This window comes from Streptomyces sp. NPDC048420, from assembly GCF_040651535.1.
Lineage (GTDB): Bacteria > Actinomycetota > Actinomycetes > Streptomycetales > Streptomycetaceae > Streptomyces.
The window spans coordinates 336,806-356,275 of sequence record NZ_JBEZKG010000003.1; the positions used below are offsets into that span (position 1 = coordinate 336,806).

The 19,470-nt window shown below is 72.2% G+C and carries 13 protein-coding genes; 9 read left to right on the top strand and 4 right to left on the bottom strand.

Annotated features, from left to right (window positions below; translation table 11 throughout):
* The 5 genes from AB0D34_RS06500 to AB0D34_RS06520 are packed head-to-tail and all read left to right on the top strand — an operon-like array spanning position 1 to position 10,717.
* Positions 1–366 carry a GPW/gp25 family protein gene (locus AB0D34_RS06500; RefSeq protein ID WP_362657380.1) on the top strand — a complete coding sequence of 122 codons (366 nt, stop codon included), beginning with the start codon at positions 1–3 and terminating at the stop codon, positions 364–366.
* Positions 363–2,852: a putative baseplate assembly protein gene (locus AB0D34_RS06505; protein ID WP_362657383.1), complete on the top strand. Its 2,490-nt coding sequence runs from the start codon at positions 363–365 to the stop codon at positions 2,850–2,852. Before AB0D34_RS06500 ends, AB0D34_RS06505 begins: the two co-directional genes overlap by 4 nt.
* Positions 2,849–5,512: a putative baseplate assembly protein gene (locus AB0D34_RS06510; protein ID WP_362657386.1), complete on the top strand. Its 2,664-nt coding sequence runs from the start codon at positions 2,849–2,851 to the stop codon at positions 5,510–5,512. The genes AB0D34_RS06505 and AB0D34_RS06510 overlap by 4 nt, the downstream gene beginning before the upstream one ends.
* The gene (locus AB0D34_RS06515; protein WP_362657389.1) at positions 5,509–7,518 is read left to right on the top strand and encodes a hypothetical protein; all 2,010 of its coding nucleotides are present in this window, start codon (positions 5,509–5,511) and stop codon (positions 7,516–7,518) included. The genes AB0D34_RS06510 and AB0D34_RS06515 overlap by 4 nt, the downstream gene beginning before the upstream one ends.
* A gap of 10 nt (positions 7,519–7,528) precedes the next feature.
* Complete coding sequence (locus tag AB0D34_RS06520; RefSeq protein ID WP_362657392.1) at positions 7,529–10,717, top strand: DUF6519 domain-containing protein; 3,189 nt, start codon at positions 7,529–7,531, stop codon at positions 10,715–10,717.
* Positions 10,718–10,977: 260 nt separating this feature from the next.
* Here AB0D34_RS06520 and msrB read toward each other — a convergent pair whose 3' ends face one another.
* The 4 genes from msrB to AB0D34_RS06540 all read right to left on the bottom strand — a co-directional run bounded on the left by msrB (position 10,978) and on the right by AB0D34_RS06540 (position 14,182).
* Complete coding sequence (gene msrB, locus AB0D34_RS06525) at positions 10,978–11,385, bottom strand: peptide-methionine (R)-S-oxide reductase MsrB (protein WP_362657395.1); 408 nt, start codon at positions 11,383–11,385, stop codon at positions 10,978–10,980.
* 13 nt (positions 11,386–11,398) lie between these two features.
* Positions 11,399–12,790, bottom strand: coding sequence for a UDP-N-acetylmuramate--L-alanine ligase (murC, locus tag AB0D34_RS06530; protein ID WP_362657397.1), 1,392 nt, complete (start codon positions 12,788–12,790; stop codon positions 11,399–11,401).
* A gap of 45 nt (positions 12,791–12,835) precedes the next feature.
* A complete protein-coding gene (locus tag AB0D34_RS06535; RefSeq protein WP_362657400.1) occupies positions 12,836–13,309 on the bottom strand; it encodes an indole-3-glycerol phosphate synthase in 474 nt (157 codons plus the stop codon).
* Between the two features lie 153 nt (positions 13,310–13,462).
* Positions 13,463–14,182: a pyrimidine reductase family protein gene (locus tag AB0D34_RS06540; protein WP_362657837.1), complete on the bottom strand. Its 720-nt coding sequence runs from the start codon at positions 14,180–14,182 to the stop codon at positions 13,463–13,465.
* Between the two features lie 475 nt (positions 14,183–14,657).
* Here AB0D34_RS06540 and zapE point away from each other — a divergent pair, with 475 nt between their 5' ends.
* The 4 genes from zapE (at position 14,658) to AB0D34_RS06560 (ending at position 19,390) form a co-directional block, all read left to right on the top strand.
* Positions 14,658–15,755 carry a cell division protein ZapE gene (gene zapE, locus AB0D34_RS06545; protein ID WP_362657403.1) on the top strand — a complete coding sequence of 366 codons (1,098 nt, stop codon included), beginning with the start codon at positions 14,658–14,660 and terminating at the stop codon, positions 15,753–15,755.
* 690 nt (positions 15,756–16,445) lie between these two features.
* On the top strand, positions 16,446–17,024 hold the full coding sequence (locus AB0D34_RS06550) for a carbonic anhydrase (RefSeq protein WP_362657405.1): 579 nt from the start codon (positions 16,446–16,448) through the stop codon (positions 17,022–17,024).
* A 5-nt stretch (positions 17,025–17,029) separates the two neighbouring features.
* Positions 17,030–18,514 (top strand): SulP family inorganic anion transporter, encoded by a 1,485-nt coding sequence (locus AB0D34_RS06555; RefSeq protein ID WP_362657408.1) that lies wholly within the window; start codon positions 17,030–17,032, stop codon positions 18,512–18,514.
* Positions 18,515–18,613: 99 nt separating this feature from the next.
* Positions 18,614–19,390 (top strand): slipin family protein, encoded by a 777-nt coding sequence (locus AB0D34_RS06560; RefSeq protein ID WP_362657411.1) that lies wholly within the window; start codon positions 18,614–18,616, stop codon positions 19,388–19,390.
* Positions 19,391–19,470 lie beyond the last annotated feature (80 nt).

Below are 19,470 nucleotides of genomic sequence, written 5' to 3' on the forward strand. Positions count from 1 at the left end.
ATGACGTACCTGGATCATCCCTTCGGCATCGGCGGCGACGGCCGTACCGCCACCACCGGCGCCGAGGACCACCTGCGCGCCCTGGTGGAGCAGGTGCTGTTCACCGCGCCGGGCGAGCGGGTCAACCGGCCTGACTTCGGATCGGGGTTGCTCGGCCTTGTCTTCGAGCCCCACAGCGAGGCGCTGGCCTCGGCGGTGCGGGCCCGCGTGGAGGCGGCCCTGCACCGGTGGCTCGGTGAGCTGATCCAGGTGGAGACGGTGACCGTCGAGGCGGTCGAGTCGACGCTCGCGGTGCGGGTCGGATACGTGGTCCGGGCGACCGGCGAGCGGACGAGCGCCGCCTTCCGCGGGCCGGTGGCGCCATGACGGACCTCGACTGCTGCCGTGACGACCGCCGCGAAGCCATCCGGCGCGACGGCGTGTCCAACGGCATCGACTACCTGGAGGTACACGACGGCCCCGGGGTACCGGCGGCCGACCGGCAGCGGTTGCTGGACGTCCACTTCCTCCGCGCGCCCGCTCCGGCGCTCGTGTCGGCACTCACCTCGGACTGTGTCGCCGTCACGGGCGGAGTACGGATCCCCCAGGTGCCCGTGGAGAGCGTCGCGTGGGCGAACGAAGTCCTCACCGTGCGGGTCGGACGCCCCGGCGACCACTCCGTCTACACCCTGCGGCTGCGGACACGGTCGGGAGCGCCCCTGCCCGATCTGGACGAGCGGCTCAGCGAGATCGGCTTCTCCTTCAAGGCGGACTGCCCCTCGGACTTCGACTGCGACCACCGCTGCCCGAGCCACGGCCCCGAGGCACTCCCGCTCCAGCCGCCCGACATCGACTATCTGACCCGGGACTACGCCGGTTTCCGCCGGCTGATGCTCGACCGGCTCGCCGTGCTGGCCCCGGAGCTGCGCGAGCGCCACGCCGCGGACCTCGCGGTCGTGCTGGTGGAGGCACTGGCCTACAGCGCCGACCACCAGAGCTACCGCCTGGACGCGATCGGCATGGAGTCGACCCTGGCCACCGCTCGCTCGCGGATCTCCGCCCGTCGCCACGCCCGTCTCGTCGCCCATCGTCCGCACGACGGCAGCAACGCCCGCACCTGGGTCCGTATCCTCACCACACCCGGCGCCCCTGACACGACCGTCCCGGCGGGCACTCAGCTGCTCACCCGGCTCCCCTGGCTCGGCCCGGTCGTGGAGCCCGGCTCCGCCGCGTATCACCAGGCGCTGTCGGAAGGGCCGGTCGTCTTCGAGACGATGCACGACGCGGTCGTGGCCGTGGGCCGCGCCGAACTGCCGCTGTACACCTGGGGCGACGACGAGTGCTGCCTGCCCGCGGGGGCGACGTCGGCGACCGTGCTCGGCCGTCCGCCGCTCGATCCCGATGATGTCGTCGTCCTTGGCGAACGCGTCGACGCGCGCACCGGCACGCCGGCCGGCGCCGACCCCGCGCACCGGCACGCCGTACGACTGACTGCGGCCACCCCCGGTACCGACCCGCTGGGTGGGATGGACGTCACTGAGCTGACGTGGGCCGACGAGGACGCGCTGCCGTTCGATCTGTGTCTGTCGGCGCGGACTGCGGACCGGGTGATCCGGGACATCGGCGTGGTGTGGGGGAACATCGTGCTCGCCGACCACGGACGCACTCGGACGGCACAGCGCATCGCGACGGTCCCCGATCCCGATTCCCGACTGGCGCTGCCCGGCGCCGACCGCCGTTGCTCTCCCGGACGGGCCGGCCTCCGGCCCGCCCGCTTCACCCTGCCCGTGCCCGAGCCGGACGTCACCATGGTCAGCACGCTCGGCCGGGTCCTGCCCGGCGGCCGCCCCGGGGACATGGCCCGGTTCGACCCGGGCGCCCCGGCGGCATCCGCGCCGGCCTGGGAGCGCCGCCATGTGCTGCCCGCCGTACGGCTGAAGGACGGTGCGGGTCATGCCTGGAGGCCGGTGCCCGACCTGCTGGGCAGCGACGCGTTCGCCCGCGATTTCGTCGTCGAGGTCGAGTCCGACGGCACGGCCGTCTGCCGCTTCGGAACGGAGGGGCACGGCATGCGCCCGCACGCCGGCACGGTCTTCGACCTGATCTGGCGGCAGGGCAACGGCCGGGCGGGGAACATCGGCGGCGACACCCTGGCCCACATCGTCACCGCCCTGCCGGGCATCACCGGGGCCACCAACCCCCTGCCGGGCCACGGCGGCACCGACGCCGACAACCTTGCCCGGATACGGCAGGACGCTCCCGCCGCGTTCCTCGTCCCCGAACGGGCGGTGACCGCCGAGGACTACGCCCGCATGGCGGCACGCCACCCTGAAGTGCAGCGCGCCGTGGCGGTCGCCCGCTACACGGGCTCCTGGTACACCGTCTTCCTCGCCGTGGACCGGTCCGGCGGGCGGCCGGTGGACGCCCGATTCGCCGCCGGACTGCGGGAGTTCCTGGAGAAGTACCGCATGGCAGGGGACGACCTGCGGATCGACGGGCCGTACTTCGCCGCCCTGGACGTCGTCCTGCGGGTCTGCGTGGGCCCGGACTACCACCGCTCGGACGTGGCCGCTGCCCTGCTGGAACGGCTCGGCCCGGGCCGACTGGCCGACGGGCGCAGGGCGTTCTTCCACCCCGACAACCTCACCTTCGGCGCTCCCGTCGTCCTGAGCGCGCTGCTGGCCGCCGCGCACGAGGTCGCGGGCGTCGTCTTCGTCGAACCCGTCACCTTCCGGCGCCGTGCCACCGCCCGGCGGGCGACGGTTCCCGTAGCCGAACTCCCCATGGGACACCTGGAGATCGCCCGCCTCGACAACGACCCCGACTTCCCCGACCGCGGAACCCTGACCCTGGAGCTGGAGGGAGGCCGATGAGCGTGGCCGCCTGCCGCTGCGCGTGCTGTCTGGGCCCGACCGCGCGGACTCCGATCGAGATCGTCAACCGGCCCGGGCTGCCCGCCGTCGCCTACCGCACCGGAACCTGGGCGGCGTTCCGGGCGAGCATGCACGCGAAACTGACGGGGTCGTCTGCGCTCGCCGCGCTGCGTACGCGCGCGGACGACGATCCGGCGATCGCGCTCATCGACGCCTGGGCGGCGGTGGCCGACGTGCTCACCTTCTACACGGAGCGGATCGCCAACGAGCACTATCTGCGTACGGCGACGGAGCGCCGTTCCGTCAACGACCTCACCGCGCTCATCGGTTACCGTCTCGCGCCCGGAGTGGCCGCCCGCACCTGGCTGGCGTTCTTCCTGGAGACCGCGCCGGGAGCCCCGGCAGCGACGGCGCTGCCGACCGGTACCCGCGTGCAGTCGCTGCCGGGGCCCGGCGAGAGGCCGCAGACGTTCGAGACCACCGAGGACGTGACGGCGGTCGGGGCGTGGAACCGGCCGCGGTGGAAGGCGACGGGGCCGCGCCCGCCCCGCACCGGCGACTCGACCGTGCTGCTCGACGGGACGGCCACCGGGCTCAGGGCCGGGGACGCACTGCTGTTCGTGGCCGGACGACGGCCGTGGTCAGCGGCCCTGCGGTGGACGAGGGCCCACGTGGTCGACGTGACGCCGGACTCTGCCGCGGGACGGACGGCGGTCGTCTTCACTCCGCCGCTGGCCGGGCTCGCCCTGGTGGCCGGGGACGAGGTGACCGTTCATGTACTGGCCCGGCAGGCGGCCCTGTTCGGCTTCAACGCGCCGGACCCACGGCTGTTCGACCCGTCCGTCAGGTCGGGGCTCGACCTGGTCGCAGAGCCCCGGATCGACTGGAAGTTCGCGGCGCTCACACCGGCCGGCATCAAGCTCGACGCACTGTATGAGGGGACCGTCCCGGCCAGTTGGGCCGTGCTGACGTCGGACACCGCCGTCGCCCTCGCCCGGGTGGACGCGGTGTCGGTCACCTCGGCCGCCGACTACGGCGTGAGCGGCCGTGTCACCGTCCTCGGCGTCCAACTCCTCCAGGGGGCACTGAACCAGCACGGGGGCCCAGCCACCCGGCGGACGGTCGTCGAGTTCCAGAGCAGTGAACTCCCGCTCGCGAACGTCCCGTTGACCGAGCCGCTGACCGGCCGGACCGTCCCGCTGGCGGAACCGCTGCCGCCGCAGCCCGCCGACCGTCAGGTCCTGGTCCGCGGCAAACGCGCCCGCGCACGGCTGCAGATCACCCCGGCCGTGCGCCCCAGGCCGTTCGGCCGCCACCGGCCCCGCCCGACACCACGCCACGTCGAGGCCACCGTCCTGTCGGTGCACCCCGTCGCCGAACTGCCGGGCCTCCTGAGGTGGACGGTCCGCACCGACGACGGCATCGACCACGTCCAACTCGCCCGGCGCGAAGCCGTGGAGTACCTGCCGGCGCGCCCCGAGGACGAGACCGTCGGCGAGGTCGTCACGGTGACGGCCTCGCCGACGCCGCTGTCCGCCCTCACCTTGCGCACACCACTCACCCACGTCTACGACGTGCTGGGTCCGACGCCCATCGAGCTCTACGGCAACGTCGCGACCGCCACCCACGGCGAGACCGTCACCGACGAGGTGCTGGGAAGCGCCGACGCCGCACGGCCGTACCAGCGCTTCACCGTGCGCCACAAGCCGCTGACCTGGGTCCCCGCCCAGACCGTCACCGGCGCCGCCTCGACGCTCCGGCTGCGGGTCAACGGCCTCGCCTGGCACGAGACGCAGGTCCTGTACGGCACCGGACCACGCGATCGCCTCTACACGACCCGGAGCGACGAGAACGGCTCGACCACGGTCGAGTTCGGCAACGGGAGCAGCGGCGCGGCCACGCCGACCGGCGTCGACAACGTCATCGCCACCTACCGCTGGGGCATCGGTGCCGACGGCAACGTACAGGCCGGGCAGCTCACGCTCCCGATGGTCCGCCCGCTCGGCCTGGGCTCCGTCACCAACCCGCTGCCGGCCACCGGCGGGCAGGACCCGCAGAGCACCGCCGACGCGCGCACCAACGCCCCGCGCAGCGTCCTCACACTGGGCCGGGTGGTCTCCCTGCGCGACTACGCCGACTTCGCCGCCTCCTACGCCGGTGTCACCAACGCCACTGCGGCGTGGACCTGGGACGGGGCGCGCAAGGGTGTCGCCGTGACCGTCGTCCTGAACGGGCCCGCCCCGGACCTCCTCACCTCCCTGCGCCAGGCGCTGTCGGCCGCGGGGAATCCCCGGGTCCCCCTCGTCGTGGCCGGCTGCGACACGGCGTCCTTCGCCGTCCGGGCGGTGCTGCGGGTGGCCGCGGACCACGACGCGCCGCGGGTGCGCGCCGCCGTGGTGGACGCGCTGCTGGCCGCCTTCTCGCTGCCCGCACGGGACTTCGGCCAGGACGTGTCGCTCAGCGAGCTCACCGCTGTGGTCCATTCCGTGGCCGGGGTGGACGGAGTCCGGGTCGACCGGCTCCACCGGCGGGGCGAGTCGGTCGCGCTGCACACCCGGCTGCCCGCCTACGCCCCGCTCCCGGGCGGGCCGCCGGACGCACCCCCGGCCGAGATCCTCACTCTGGCGCGCGACGGCCTGGATCTGGAGGTGGGCTGGTGAGCATCCCGCGCGACCACCTGTACGAGCTGCTGCCTGCCCTCTACCGCGAGCGGGACGCGGCCTCCGGCGGTGCGCTTCGGGAGTATCTCCGGCTGCTCACCGACCAGTTGGCGATCGTGGCCGACGGGATCGATCAGCTCCACGACGATCTCTTCGTGGAAACGGCCGCACCGTGGGTGTTGCCGTATCTGGCAGATCTGATCGGTCTGCGCGGGCTGCCGGGCCGGGAGGCGGCAGGGCTTACCTCGCGCGCCGAGGTGGCCAACACGATCGCGTACCGCACGCGCAAGGGGACGGCGGCCGTGCTGGAGCAGGTCGCCCGCGACACCACCGGCTGGCCCGCCCGTGCCGTCGAGTTCTTCGAACTGCTGGCGACGACCCAGCACGTCAACCATGCACGGCCGGGCAACCACTCCACGGTCGGCATGCGATCCGCCACACAACTGGCGTGGCTGGGCGACGCGTTCGAGCGGGGCCGAGCGGCGGATCTCGTCCACCTGCCTGAGATGCGGCGCGCCGCGACGCGCGGCGGGCGCTACGGCATCCCGAACGTGGGCCTGTTCCTGTGGCGGCTGCGGGCCTGTCCTGTCTCCGACGTCACCGCCCGCCCCGCCGCGCCGGGCGACCCGCACCGCTTCCTGCTCGATCCGCTGGGCGCACCCGTCCAGTTGTTCACCAAACCTGTCGCCGAGTCCGACCTCACGCGTTTGGCCGAGCCCGTCAACCTGCCCATGCCGCTGACCCGTTGGGCGATGGACGCCGACCTGGCGTCCTGCTACGGCGCCGGTCTCTCCGTCCACGTGCACGGCGTCGTGCGCGAGCTGGTCGAGGTGTGCGACCTGAGCGACGTGGCGCCGGGCGGCCCGTGGGCGCACACACCCGTCCCGGGCGGGCGGGTGCGGCTGGACCCCGCGCTGGGCCGCGTGGCGTTCGGCGACAAGCAGGCGCAGGCGCCGACCGTGTCGTACCACCGGGGATTCGGCGCCGATCTCGGCGGCGGCGAGTACGAGCGCGTCGGCAGCTTTGCCGTCACCGACCCCCCGGCCCTGGTGTCCGTACGGGCGAGCGGCGGTGCCGATCACACGACGATCGCGGGCGCGCTGGCGGCGCTTCCGGCGGGGGGCGGGGTCGTCGAGATTCGGGACAACGCCCGCTACAGCGAGGCGCTCTCCCTCACCGCGCACTCGGTCACCGTGGAGCTGCGCGCCGCCGACCGGTTCCGGCCCACGGTCGAGTTGCGGGCGGACCTCGACGTCACCGTCTCCGGCGGCGGTGCGGTCGTGCTGAACGGGCTGCTCCTCGCGGGCGGCGCCGTGCGCGTCGCGGGCGACGGCAGTCTCGGCGTACGCCACTGCACCCTGGTGCCCGGCATCGCCCTGGACGCGGCGGGCGCTCCCGTGCGGCCCGGCGAGCCCAGCCTGCATGTGGACACCGGGGAGACATCGGTGGCCGTCGAGCGCAGCATCCTCGGCGGCGTCCGCTGCCACGTCGACGCCGAGGCCGCCTTCCGTGACTGTGTCGTGGACGCGGGCGGGGCGGGTGTCGCCCATGCGGCGCCGGGCGGCGCGGCGACGGGTGGCGGGCGGGTCGCGTACGACGCGTGCACGGTGCTCGGCCGGGTCCACGCACGGATCCTGGACCGGCTCTCCAACTCGATCGTCCTGGCCGACGACGGGGCCGGGCGGCCCGTCCTCGCCGACCGGCGTCAGCGCGGCTGTGTGCGCTTCAGCAGTGTGCCCCCGGGCTCGCGCACCCCGCGGCGCCACCGCTGCGTGCCCGAGGACGTGCGGCTGCGGCCCGTGCTGGAGTCGGCCCGCTACGGCGACCCCGCGTACTGCCGGCTCGACCGGCGCACCCCCGACGCGGTGTGGCGGGGCGCCGACGACAGGTCGGAACTCGGTGTCTACCACCATCTGCGCCAGCCGCTGCGCGAGGCCTACCTGCGGGCACGCCTCGACGACTACCTCCGTTTCGGCCTCGAAGTGGGCCTTGTGTACGCAACCTGAGAGGACGGGTATGAAGGGCGACTTCAGCCGGCGCACGCACCAACCGCACAAGCACTACAGCGCGGTGCTGCACGAGCAGGGCCGGGTGCTCACCGACGCGGACTTCGACGAGGAGCACCGGATCCTCTCCGGCGCCCACGAGACGGCCGTGGCCGATCTCGCGGGCCTGTGCGGGGCGCCGGTGGGTGCGGCCGGGTTTGCGGTGACCAGCCCGGACGGGGTGGGTCTGCGGCTGTCGGCCGGACGCTATTACGCCCACGGCGTCCTCGTCGTCAACGAGGAGGACGTCGCTTACGACGCCCAGCCCGACCGGCACACCGAGCACATCGACTGGCCGCCCGCGCCGGGCTCGTACGCCCTCTATCTCGATGTGTGGCGGCGCCTCGTGACCGCGCTGGACGATCCGTCGATCCGCGAGGTCGCGCTCGGTGGGCCGACGGCATCGGCGCGGGAACGCACGGTGTGGCAGGTCAGGCAGGTCCCGGTGAAGCCCGGCTGGACCTGCGAGGACGGGCTGCCCCTTCCCCAAGGGACCACCGGGCGGATGGCGGCGCAGGCCGATCCGGAGGCCGCGCCGACCAGTCCCTGTCTCCTGCCGCCGCTCGCCGGCTACACCGGTCTGGAGAACCAGCTCTACCGGGTGGAGGTGCTCGTGACCGGCCCGGCCCTCGACCTCGGCCCCGCCCCGCTGCTGCCTGTGGTCGCCTTTCCGGAGGGCACGGACGACAGGGTCGAGCTGTCCGCGGCGGATGCGGCCACGCTCGCCGCGGGCGATGTCGTCGAGCTGGTGGCGACCGGGCCGGGCAGCAACCCGTTCGACGCCACGTTCGCCCAGGTCGTGGAGGTCGACCGGGCGACCGTCACGCTCACGGGGCGGGTACCGCACATCGGGCCCGCCGACGCGCCCACCGTGCGCAAGGCCCGGGCCGCGGTGGTGGTCTCCCGTGAGAACGGGTCGGTGGTGACCGGCGTGACCCGGGTCGACGGCACTCAGGTGACGGTCACCGACCTCGGGCCCGACAGCGTGCTCGGCTTCGCGCCCGGCCAGTGGGTCGAGCTCACCGACGACACCGTCGAACTCGAAGGTCTGCCCCGGCAGTTGAGGCAGGTGGAGGCCATCGACAAGGACCTGAACATCATCACGCTCAGTTCCCCGGCGGTCCGGCTGGCCGACCTGGCCGACGGGGTGGCCCCGGACCGCCATCCGAAGCTGCGCCGCTGGGACGCGGCCCGTGCCGTCACCTTCGGCCAGGACGGATCCGGCTGGATCCATCTGGAGGAGGGCATCCGGATCAGGTTCACAGCGGGCGACTACGTCAACGGAGCCTACTGGCAGTTCCCGGCCCGGACGGCCGTGGTCGACCGGGAGTCCGGCACGATCGAGTGGCCGCACGACGACAACGGCGACCCGGTGGAGGCGCCCCCCGCCGGGGTCGTGCACCACTACTGCCCCCTCGCCCGTGTCGACGTCACCAGGCGGCGGACCGAGGTCGCCCACGACTGCCGCCCCCTGGTCCCTCCGCTGACGGACCTGACGAATCTGCTGTACGTCGGAGGAGACGGGCAGGAGGTCCGGCGGGCCTCCTCGGGGGCGCCCCTCACTTTGCCGACCCCGCTGACGGCGCGTGTCGCCAACGGCCCCTTCCCGGTCCCGGGAGCCGAGGTGGCCTTCCGGGTGACCCGGGGCACGGGCCAGGTGTCGCCGCAGCAAGCCACGACCGACGACCACGGCATCGCCCGGGCCGACTGGACACCGGACGGATCCACCCCGGCACAGACGGTGGAGGCGCGTCTGCTCGATCGCGGCGGCACGGAGATCGCCCATCAGGTGGTGGCCTTCAACGCCCGGCTCGGCCGGGAGGACTGCTGTGTCTCCGTGGGCCCCGCCGGGGACTTCCCGACGGTGGACGAGGCCGTCTCCACCCTCATGGACCGGGGCGAGCTCGTCCTGTGCCTGTGTCTGGCGCCGGGCGATCACTTCGTCAGGGGCGGCACTCTCGACGCCGGGGTGCGGCGCCGCCCGTTCCACCTCTCGCTGCGCGGCTGCGGCCGCGGCACCCGGGTCTTTCTCCGGGAGGCGTGGGAACTCGCCGGCTGGGCCTCGGTCCGGCTCCTCGACCTCGACCTCTGGCTGCCCCGCGGCGGCGGACTGACGACGTGGGACACACTCGAGGTACGGCTGGAGAACGTCCATGTCACCGGCGTCGTCGACGAGCGGGCACAGGTGCGGATCCACGACGCGCAGCGGGTGTCGGTCATCGGCTGTCGCCTGGTGCCGCCGGCCCTGAAGGCACTGGGCCGGCTGTCCGGTCTGCTGGAGGACCTCAAGCCGCTGGACCGCCCCTGGCTGGAGGACCACGAGAGGTTCGCGGACGCGGTGCGCGCGCTCGCCGAGGAGCTGGAGGCGATCCCCGCGGACCGCCGGGCCGAGCTCGGCGGTGCGCTGCGCCGGCTGGCCGCCGACGGACGGCGACGGCTGCCCTGGCTCCTGGAACGGCGACTGGACCACCTCGGCCGGCTCCTCGCCCACGACGTCGTCACCGCACCGGCTCTGCTGGCCGCGCTGGAACTGCTCCCGGCGGCGCTCGGCGGGTTCGAGGCGGGCGTCGCCCTGGAGATCGGTCCGCGGGACGGGTTCCAGGACGCCATCGAGCAGCCCGCGTTCACCCGTGAGGCCGAGGTGGTCGTCGCCCGCAACGACATCGCCGGCGACCTCAGCCTTTACGGTGTGCGCTCCCGGGAGGAGCTCACGAGCGGGGAACTCGCCGAGCTCGGGGGCTGGGTGAAGGGCGGAACGCTGCTGACCGCCCACGGCGGAAGCGTCCATGTGCGGGAGAACCACCTGCACCGGCTGACGGTCTCCGAAGGAATGATCAGCGCCCTGCGCACCAGGATCACCAACCAGATCGCGCTGACGACCGTGTACGACACCCTCCACGTCGTGGACAACGTCTTCGAGAACCGGGACAGCATCACCCTGGCCCGCCACATCACGCTGTCCGGCAACGAGTTCACCGACGGAGCCGTCCTGCCACCGGCGCCCAGCGCGGCGGCCCCTCTGCGAACCGCCGCCCTGGCGATCGCCGACTCGGCGGTCGTCTCCTCCAACCACGCCAAACCCGGCGGCGGTTTGGTCCAGATCCGCCAGGTGACCAGAACATTCGTGGGAGGCCTGAACATCGAGGTCGGGATCGTCTGACCGCGCGGAGCACGCCCTACCCCGGCTACGGCTGGCAATGGCGGTCCCCGTGGAAGGGTGCGACGGGTAGCAGTACGTTCGCCACGGTCAACCGACTTCACCCTGCCCATTGAGGTGATCGGCCACGAACTCACTCACGGCGTCACGCAGTACACGGCCAACCTCAAGTACTACGGCGGGCATTCACGTCGAAAGGCGGAACCCATACCCGAGGTCGTGGTCAAGGCCGTCACCTGGGACGATTCGGGTGCGCGGCCGGATCAGCTCTCGTCCGGCGTCAACCGCAACGAGATGCTGTTGATGCAGTACCGCTGGTCGGTGGGGGTCGGGTACCCCTCGCCCGCGAACACGTGCCCGAGATGCGAGCCGCACCGAGCGCACCGCACCTCGGTGCGGACCATCCCGTGGGACCGGTCCTCGATCAGCTCGACCGCGTCGGTGTCCTTCGGGTCGTAGAAGGACGGCCAGCCGCAGTGCGACTCGAACTTCGTGGTGGAGGTGAAGAGTTCGGCACCGCAGGCGCGACAGGAGTACACGCCCTCGGTCTTGGTGTCGGTGTACTCACCGGTGAAGGCGGGCTCGGTTCCGGCCTGGCGGAGTACGGCGTACTCGGCCGGGCTCAGCTCCGCACGCCACTGCTCGTCCGGCTTGTCGACGTCGTACGACATGACTGTCAGCCCCTTACTTCGCGAGACGGTCCAGGATCAGCGGGCCGAGGTCGGTGACATCGCCCGCACCCATGGTGAGAACGAGATCACCGGCCTTCGCCATTCCCGCGACCACCGCCGGCACGTCCGCCTTGTCGTGGACCGGCGTCACGTCCGCGCCCGCGGCCCGTGCCGCCTCGATGATCAGCTCGCTCGTCACCCCGGGGATCGGGTCCTCGCGGGCCGGGTAGATGTCCAGGACGACCGAGGCGTCCGCGAGCGCCAACGCGTCGCCCATCTCCTTGCCGAGTTCCTGCGTGCGCGAGAACAGATGGGGCTGGAAGACGACGAGGATGCGGGCGTCGCCGGCCGCCGCGCGCATGGCCTCCAGGTCGGCCGTCATCTCGGTGGGGTGGTGGGCGTAGGAGTCGATGACCTGGACCCCGGCCGCCTCGCCCTTCAGCTGGAGGCGCCGCTTGACGCCGGTGTACGCGGCCAGGGCCGGCGCCAGCTCGGCGGCGGGGACCCCGAGGGCCACTCCGGCGGCCAGCGCGGCCACCGCGTTGTGCGCGTAGTGACGGCCGGGGACGGAGACCGTGAAGGTGAGCTCCGCGCCCTCCAGCACCACGGTCACCTCGCTCTTCAGGCCCTGCGGGACGACCGACAGCACCCGCACGTCCGCGTCCTCGGCGTCGCCGTACGTCACCACGCGCACGCCACTCGGCGTGACGCGCCGGGTCAGCTCCCGGGCGCCCTCGTGGTCCGCGTTGACCACCAGCGTGCCCCCCTCGGTGACCCGGCCGACGAACGTCTCGAAGGACTCGTAGATCTCGTTCATCGAGGCGTAGTTGGCGTGGTGGTCGAGCTCGACGTTGAGGACGATCGCGACCTCGGGGGCGTACTTGTGGAAGCTGCGGTCCGATTCGTCCGCCTCGGCGACGAAGATCTCGCCCTCGCCGTGCAGGGCGTTCGAGCCGGGTGCGTCCAGGTCGCCGCCGATCGCGTACGACGGCTTGAGGCGCAGTTCGGACAGGGAGACCGCCAGCATCGAGGTCGTGGTGGTCTTGCCGTGCGTCCCCGCGACCGCGATCGGCCTGAGGCCGTCCATCAGCGAGGCGAGGGCGTCGGACCGGTGCACGACCGGGATGCCGAGTTCGGCCGCGCGGGCCAGCTCGGGGTTGTCGGCCCGGATCGCCGAGGACACCACGACGCAGGTGGCGTCGGACGCCAGGTGCTCCGCCGCATGGCCGATGTGCACGGTCACGCCGAGCGCGCGCAGGGCTTCGGCGGTCGCCGACTCCTTGGCGTCGCTGCCGGCCACCTTCGCTCCGCGCTGGGCGAGGATCTTGGCGATCCCCGACATCCCGGCCCCACCGATCCCGATGAAGTGCGGTCGGTCCATGGCGGTAGGAAGGCCGGGTGCCATGCGTGTGTCTCCCCAGAGTGGTGCGGTACGGATGCGGGGCTCAGCCTATGCCTTGCTGTGCGAGAACAGCTTCAGCACCGGTACGCCCACCTTGTGACGTGCGCGGGAGGCCCAGTCCCGGTGGAAGAACTCCTCCACGTAGTGGGGGTCGGTCAGCACGATCACCTCGTCGGCGCCGATCTCCTCGACCAGGGCCTTCAGAGCGTCCAGCGGGTGGTCCTCGATGAGCCGCCCCTCGGCCTCGCTTCCGGAGGCTCTGAGCGCCTGCAGGGACACCTCGAGTGCCCGCTCCCCCATGCCCTTCGCGGCCTCGCCCTCGGGTGTCTCCCGCTCCCGTACGGCCTCGTCCAGCTCGCCCAGCGCCACGTCGTCGATGGCCCGCAGGAGCCGGTCCGCCTGGTCCCCGCGTGGCTGGAGCAGCACGTGGAACGCGACTGACTCGTCCCCGTGCAAGGTGGTGACGAACTCCACGTCAGCGGATGTCAGGGCCTTCTCGATCATCAAAACGCTTGTGAACACCGGGCGTCCCCTTCTCTGCGCTCTGCGGAAACCATCCTGCCCCGTGATCGCACGGGTACTGCCGGATTCAGTGTGCCCGCCGGAAGCCAACCGGAACGACAGATTCCACCGATGTCGGCGTCAGCGGTACCGATCGAACCCCCGTCCGAGCGGTCACGCCCTGCGGTACCTGCTGAAGAGGAACCCGTCCTCCTCCAGCAGCGAGTCCAGTACGAACCGCGCCGGAACCGCGACCGACGGTCCCCCGGCGATCCGCTGCGCGTCCCCCGCGGTGAGCATCGGGGACAGGGTCAGACAGAGCTCGTCGAGCACCCCGGCCGCCACCAGCTGCCCGAGCAGCCGGGGGCCGCCCTCGGTCAGCAGCCGGGTGTGTCCGAGGGCGGCCAGCTCCCGTACGGCCCGCACGGGGTCCACGCCGACGCCGTCACCCGCGATCACCACCTGGGCCCCCGCCTTCTCGGCCGCGGCGATCCGGTCCGGGGCCGCCGCCGCGCCCGTGAGGATCAGCGTGGGCACCAGGGGCGAGGTGTACAGCGGGAGCGAGAAGTCCAGGTCCAGGCTGGCGGTGATCACCGCGATCGCCGGGACCGGGCCCTGTCCGGCGGCCTCCCGCATCCCCGCGAACTCGTCACGCACGCGTGCGGGCCGGTAGCCCTCCTGGCGGACCGTTTCCGCACCGGCGATCACCACGTCCGCCAGCGCCCGCAGCGTCCCGAAGATCCGCATGTCCGTCGCGGTGGAGATGGGCTGCGAACGACCGTCATGCTGGGCGGCCCCGTCGAGGGTGGAGACCATGTTGGCGCGCAGCCACACCTCCGGAGCACCGGGGCCGGAGCCGGGCCCCAGCTCGGGGTAGACGTAGGCGGCAGCCAGCTCGGCGAGGCTCCATTCACGATCACCGGCACCGGACCCCTCGCCGGGACGGGGGCCCTCACCGGGACGGGGGCCCTCGCCGGGACGGGAGCCTTCGGCCGCACCAGAGCCCTCGCCGGGACGGGAGCCCTCAGCCGAACCAGAGCCCCCGCCAGCACGGGAGCCCTCAGCCGCACCAGAGCCCCCGCCAGCACGGGAGCCCTCAGCCGCACCAGAGCCCCCGCCAGCACGGGAGCCCCCGCCCGCACGGAAGCCCTCGCCCGCACCGAAGGCCTCACCGACCCCGGCCGCTCCATCAAGCCCGCCGGCACCAGTGATCCGGCCACCCCTGGGAGTCACGTCGGCCCCGGAGACCGCACCGGCCCCGGGAGCCGCACCACCCGCCTCCTCCGAGGTCCGGGCCACTGTCTCGTCGGTCACAGGGAACAGGCGTCGCATGTCGTGCAGTGTGGCACGGCCCTTAGCATGGTGAACCGTGTCTACTTCCCCCGCCGCGTCCGGGTTCGGCCCGATAGCCGACTCCGCCCCGCTGTCCCTGTGCGCCCGTGAGCCGCACGTCCCCGCGGACCGGCTGGTCGCCGAGATGGTGCCGCCGCCGCGGTTCGACTCGGTGCGCTTCGACACGTACATCCCGGACCCGAACCAGCCCAGCCAGACCGAGGCCGTACGGATCCTGGAAGGCTTCGCGGCGGGACTCGGCGGGGCCCACGCGGCCGGCGGCGGCAAGCGCGGCTTCTTCGGCTTCGGAAAGCCCCGCGAGAAGGCCCCCGCCGGCCCCCGAGGCGTCTACCTCGACGGCGGCTACGGCGTCGGCAAGACCCACCTGCTGGCCTCCCTCTGGCACGCCACCCCCGCCGAGCCCTCCCTCAAGGCCTTCGGCACCTTCGTCGAGCTGACCAACCTGGTCGGCGCCCTGGGCTTCCAGAAGACGGTCCAGACGCTCTCCGGCCACCGCCTCCTGTGCATCGACGAGTTCGAGCTGGACGACCCGGGCGACACCGTGCTGGTCTCCACCCTGCTCGGCAAGCTGGTCGACGCGGGTGTGGCGCTCGCCGCCACCTCCAACACCCTGCCGGGCAAGCTCGGCGAGGGCCGGTTCGCCGCCGCCGACTTCCTGCGCGAGATCCAGGGCCTCGCGGCGCGCTTCCGCCCCCTGCGCATCGACGGCGAGGACTACCGCCACCGCGGGCTGCCCGAGGCACCGGCGCCGTTCGCCGACGAGGAGGTCACCAGGGCGGCGCACGCCACCGAGGGCGCCTCGCTCGACACCTTCCCGCAGCTGCTCGTGCACCTCGCCAAGGTCCACCCCAGCCGGTACGGCGCCCTGACCGACGGCCTGAAGGCGGTGTGCCTCACGGACGTCCAGCCGGTGCCCGACCAGTCCACGGCACTGCGTCTCGTGGTGCTCGCGGACCGCCTCTACGACCGCGAGGTCCCGGTCCTGGCGTCCGGACTGCCCTTCGACCGGCTGTTCAGCGAGGAGATGCTGAACGGCGGTTACCGCAAGAAGTACTTCCGCGCGATATCCCGACTGACCGCCCTGGCGCGCGACGCCAAGGGTCTCGTCGCTTAATCACAGCGAAACCTCGCACGTCAAGGGCCAGTTCGCGTCAGCGACCCGGCGCGCTTCAGCCTCTCTTCAGCCGGAAACGTTAAGTTAACCCTGCAAACAACTTTGCCGAGTTAAGGTGTTTCTTGACCGACCGTTGACCAACGGTTGGTCTGGACTAGAAGTGTGAACTGCCGAGAGGGGGGCGCATGTTCCGAGGTGCGACGGTACGGACCGTAGTAGCGGTCCTCGCCGCCGTTCTTCTGGCGCTCCCGTTCTTCGCACCGTCCGAGGGATTCGCAACCGCGCACACAGGACGTCAGGCTGAGGCCAAAGCTCAGGCCGGAACCAAGATCTCCGGCAAGGCGTCACGCGCCGAAGCCTCCGGCAAACGTCACTGCAACCACGCCGGGGACCCGACCGGTCCCCTGCGCACCCGCGACCGGCACCGCGCCGTCGACTTCGCCCCCGAGGGGCCCGAGCGCTCACTGCCTGCTCAGGAGCAGGCGGCCGCGCCCGAGCGGGTCGCATCAGGCGAGTTCCCCCTGTCGAGACCCTCGACAGCCCATGCTCCGGCGGCACTTCAGGTTTTCCGCTGCTGACAGCAGAGCAGTGCCCCACCTCTGTTCCCCCACCTGTCATGTAAGCCGACGCGCCCTTCGGCGCGCCTGGTAACCCGACGCGCCCCCACGGCGCGCCAGGAGGAGTCACCACATGCAGCCCCTCATCGACAACGCCCGTACGTTCGGACAGCGCCCTGAGGAGTTCGCCCCGCTGGCCCAAGGCCAGTCCCCCCAGGTTCTGTTCATCACCTGCTCGGATTCCAGGGTCGTCCCTGCCCTGATCACGGGCGCCCGCCCGGGCGAGCTCTTCGAGCTGCGCACCGCGGGCAACATCGTTCCCCCCTACGCCTCCGAGCACCCCACCAGCGAGGCGGCCACCATCGAGTACGCCGTGGAGGTGCTGGGCGTCCGCGACATCGTGGTCTGCGGGCACTCCCACTGCGGCGCCGTCGGCGCCCTCGTGCGCGGCGACGACCTGGACGCCGTCCCGGCCGTCCGTGACTGGCTCAATCACGCCACCCCGCGCCCGGTCGGCGCGGTCGAGGACCCGGAAGTGGCCGAGGGCGTGCAGAGCCATGTCCTCGCCCAGGTGCTGCGCCTGCGGTCGTACCCGTTCATCGACAAGAAGCTGGCGGAAGAGCAACTGACCCTGCACGCCTGGTACTACGAGGTGCACACGGGCGCGGTGCGCGTCCACCGCACCGAGACCGACGCGTTCGAGGGTCTGTGATCGGCATGATGACCAAATACCCTCACCTGCGGCAGGACTTCGCCGCCTCCCTGGTCGTCTTCCTGGTCGCGCTCCCGCTCTGCGTGGGCGTGGCCGTCGCCTCCGGTGTCCCGGCCGAACTCGGCCTCGTCACCGGCATAGTCGGCGGCATCGTCACCGGCCTGATGCGAGGCAGCAGCCTCCAGGTCTCCGGCCCCGCGGCCGGTCTGACCGTCCTCGTCTTCGAAGCGGTGAACGAGTTCGGGCTGCCCGCGCTCGGTGTCATCGTGCTGGTCTCCGGACTGATCCAGCTCGTCATGGGCGCCCTGAAACTGGGGCGCTGGTTCCGCGCGATATCCGTCTCGGTCGTCGAGGGCATGCTGGCCGGTATCGGTCTAGTGATCATCGCGGGCCAGCTCTACTCGGCGGCCGGCCTGAAGGCCCCCGCCTCCGGACTCGACAAGATCCTCGGCCTGCCCGGCGCCGCCGCCGACGCGCTCGGCAGCACCACGGCGCTCGCCTCGCTCGCCGTCGGCGCGGGCACCATCGCGGTGCTCGTGCTGTGGAAGAAGCTGCCCAAGAAGGCGCAGACGGTGCCCGGCGCACTCGCCGCGGTCCTGCTGGCCACCCTGGTCACCCAGGTCTTCGGTCTGTCGATCGCCACCGTCGAGGTGAACGGCCTGCTGGCCTCCATCCAGCCGCCCGGCATGGACGCCTTCGGCGAACTGGCCAACCCCGCCATCTTCGGCACGATCATCGCCTTCACCCTGATCGCCTCCGCCGAGAGCCTGTTCAGCGCCGCGGCCGTGGACCGGCTGCACGACGGTCCACGCACCGAGTACGACAAGGAGCTCATGGCCCAGGGCGTGGGCAACACGGTGTGCGGCGCGCTCGGCGCCCTGCCCATGACGGCGGTCATCGTGCGCAGCTCCGCCAACGTCCAGGCGGGCGCGAAGACCAAGGCGTCCCGGGTCATGCACGGCGTGTGGCTGCTGCTGTTCGCGGCCCTGCTGCCCTCGACGCTGGCACTGATCCCGCTGCCCGCGCTCGCCGGCATCCTGGTCCACGCCGGATTCAAGCTGATCCCCTTCAAGGAGATCGTGTCGCTGTGGCGCGGACACCGCGGTGAGGCGCTGATCCTGGTGGCCACGGCCGTCTCGATCGTCGCGGTGAACATGTTCGAGGGCGTGCTGATCGGTCTGGCCCTGTCGGTCGTCAAGACCGCGTGGGAGGCCTCGCACCTCAAGCTGGAGATCGTCGACAAGGGCGCGGGCCCGATCCAGGCCCACCTGTCGGGCAACGCGACCTTCCTCAGGCTGCCGAAGATCCTCGACAGCCTGGAGTCGCTGCCCCAGGACCGTCCCGTGGAGCTGGACCTCTCCGGTCTGCACCACCTGGACCACGCCTGCAAAACGGCCCTGGAGAACTGGGCCGAGCGGCACAGCGCGGTCGGCACGGAACCCGTGCGGGTCACGGAGCCGGAGCCGGTGAAGGCCACCGCCGCCCCGTAGTGCTCTCCCGCCCGGTCCGGGGCCGTCGTGGCCCCGGACCGGGCACCGGGCATATCGTTACAGGAGCAGACATACGGACCTCTGGACGAGGAGGTCGGAATGCTCCAGGAACTGTTGACGGCGGCCGTGGCGGCCGGTTCCGCGGGGATCGTCTACCTCGCGGCGGCGGCCCGGGTCGTCAAGCAGTACGAGCGCGGGGTGGTCTTCCGCCTCGGACGCCTCGCGGGCGAGGTGCGCGAGCCCGGGTTCACGGCGATCGTGCCGTTCGTGGACCGGCTGCACAAGGTCAACATGCAGATCGTCACGCTGCCGGTGCCGGCCCAGGAGGGCATCACCCGGGACAACGTGACCGTGCGCGTGGACGCGGTCGTCTACTTCCGGGTCGTCGACGCGGCGAGCGCGCTGGTCAAGGTCGAGGACTACAGGTTCGCCGTCTCCCAGATGGCCCAGACCTCGCTGCGCTCGATCATCGGCAAGAGCGAGCTCGACGACCTGCTGTCCAACCGCGAGAAACTCAACGAGGGCCTGGAGCTGATGATCGACAGCCCGGCCGTCGGCTGGGGCGTGCAGGTGGACCGCGTCGAGATCAAGGACGTGTCGCTGCCGGACGCGATGAAGCGGTCGATGGCCCGGCAGGCCGAGGCGGACCGTGAGCGGCGGGCCCGGATCATCAACGCCGACGCCGAACTCCAGGCCTCCAAGAAGCTCGCGGAGGCCGCCAAGGAGATGTCCGAGCAGCCCGCCGCACTCCAACTCCGGCTGCTCCAGACGGTCGTGGCGGTGGCCGCCGAGAAGAACTCGACGCTCGTCCTGCCCTTCCCGGTGGAGCTGCTGCGCTTCCTGGAGCGGGCGCAGGAGCACCCGACCGGGACCTGACGGGCAGGGACACGCTACGCGCGTGGTTCCCGCGGGCCGAGCCAGGTGATAGACACAGCGGCGTCACAGTCCTGTCCGCC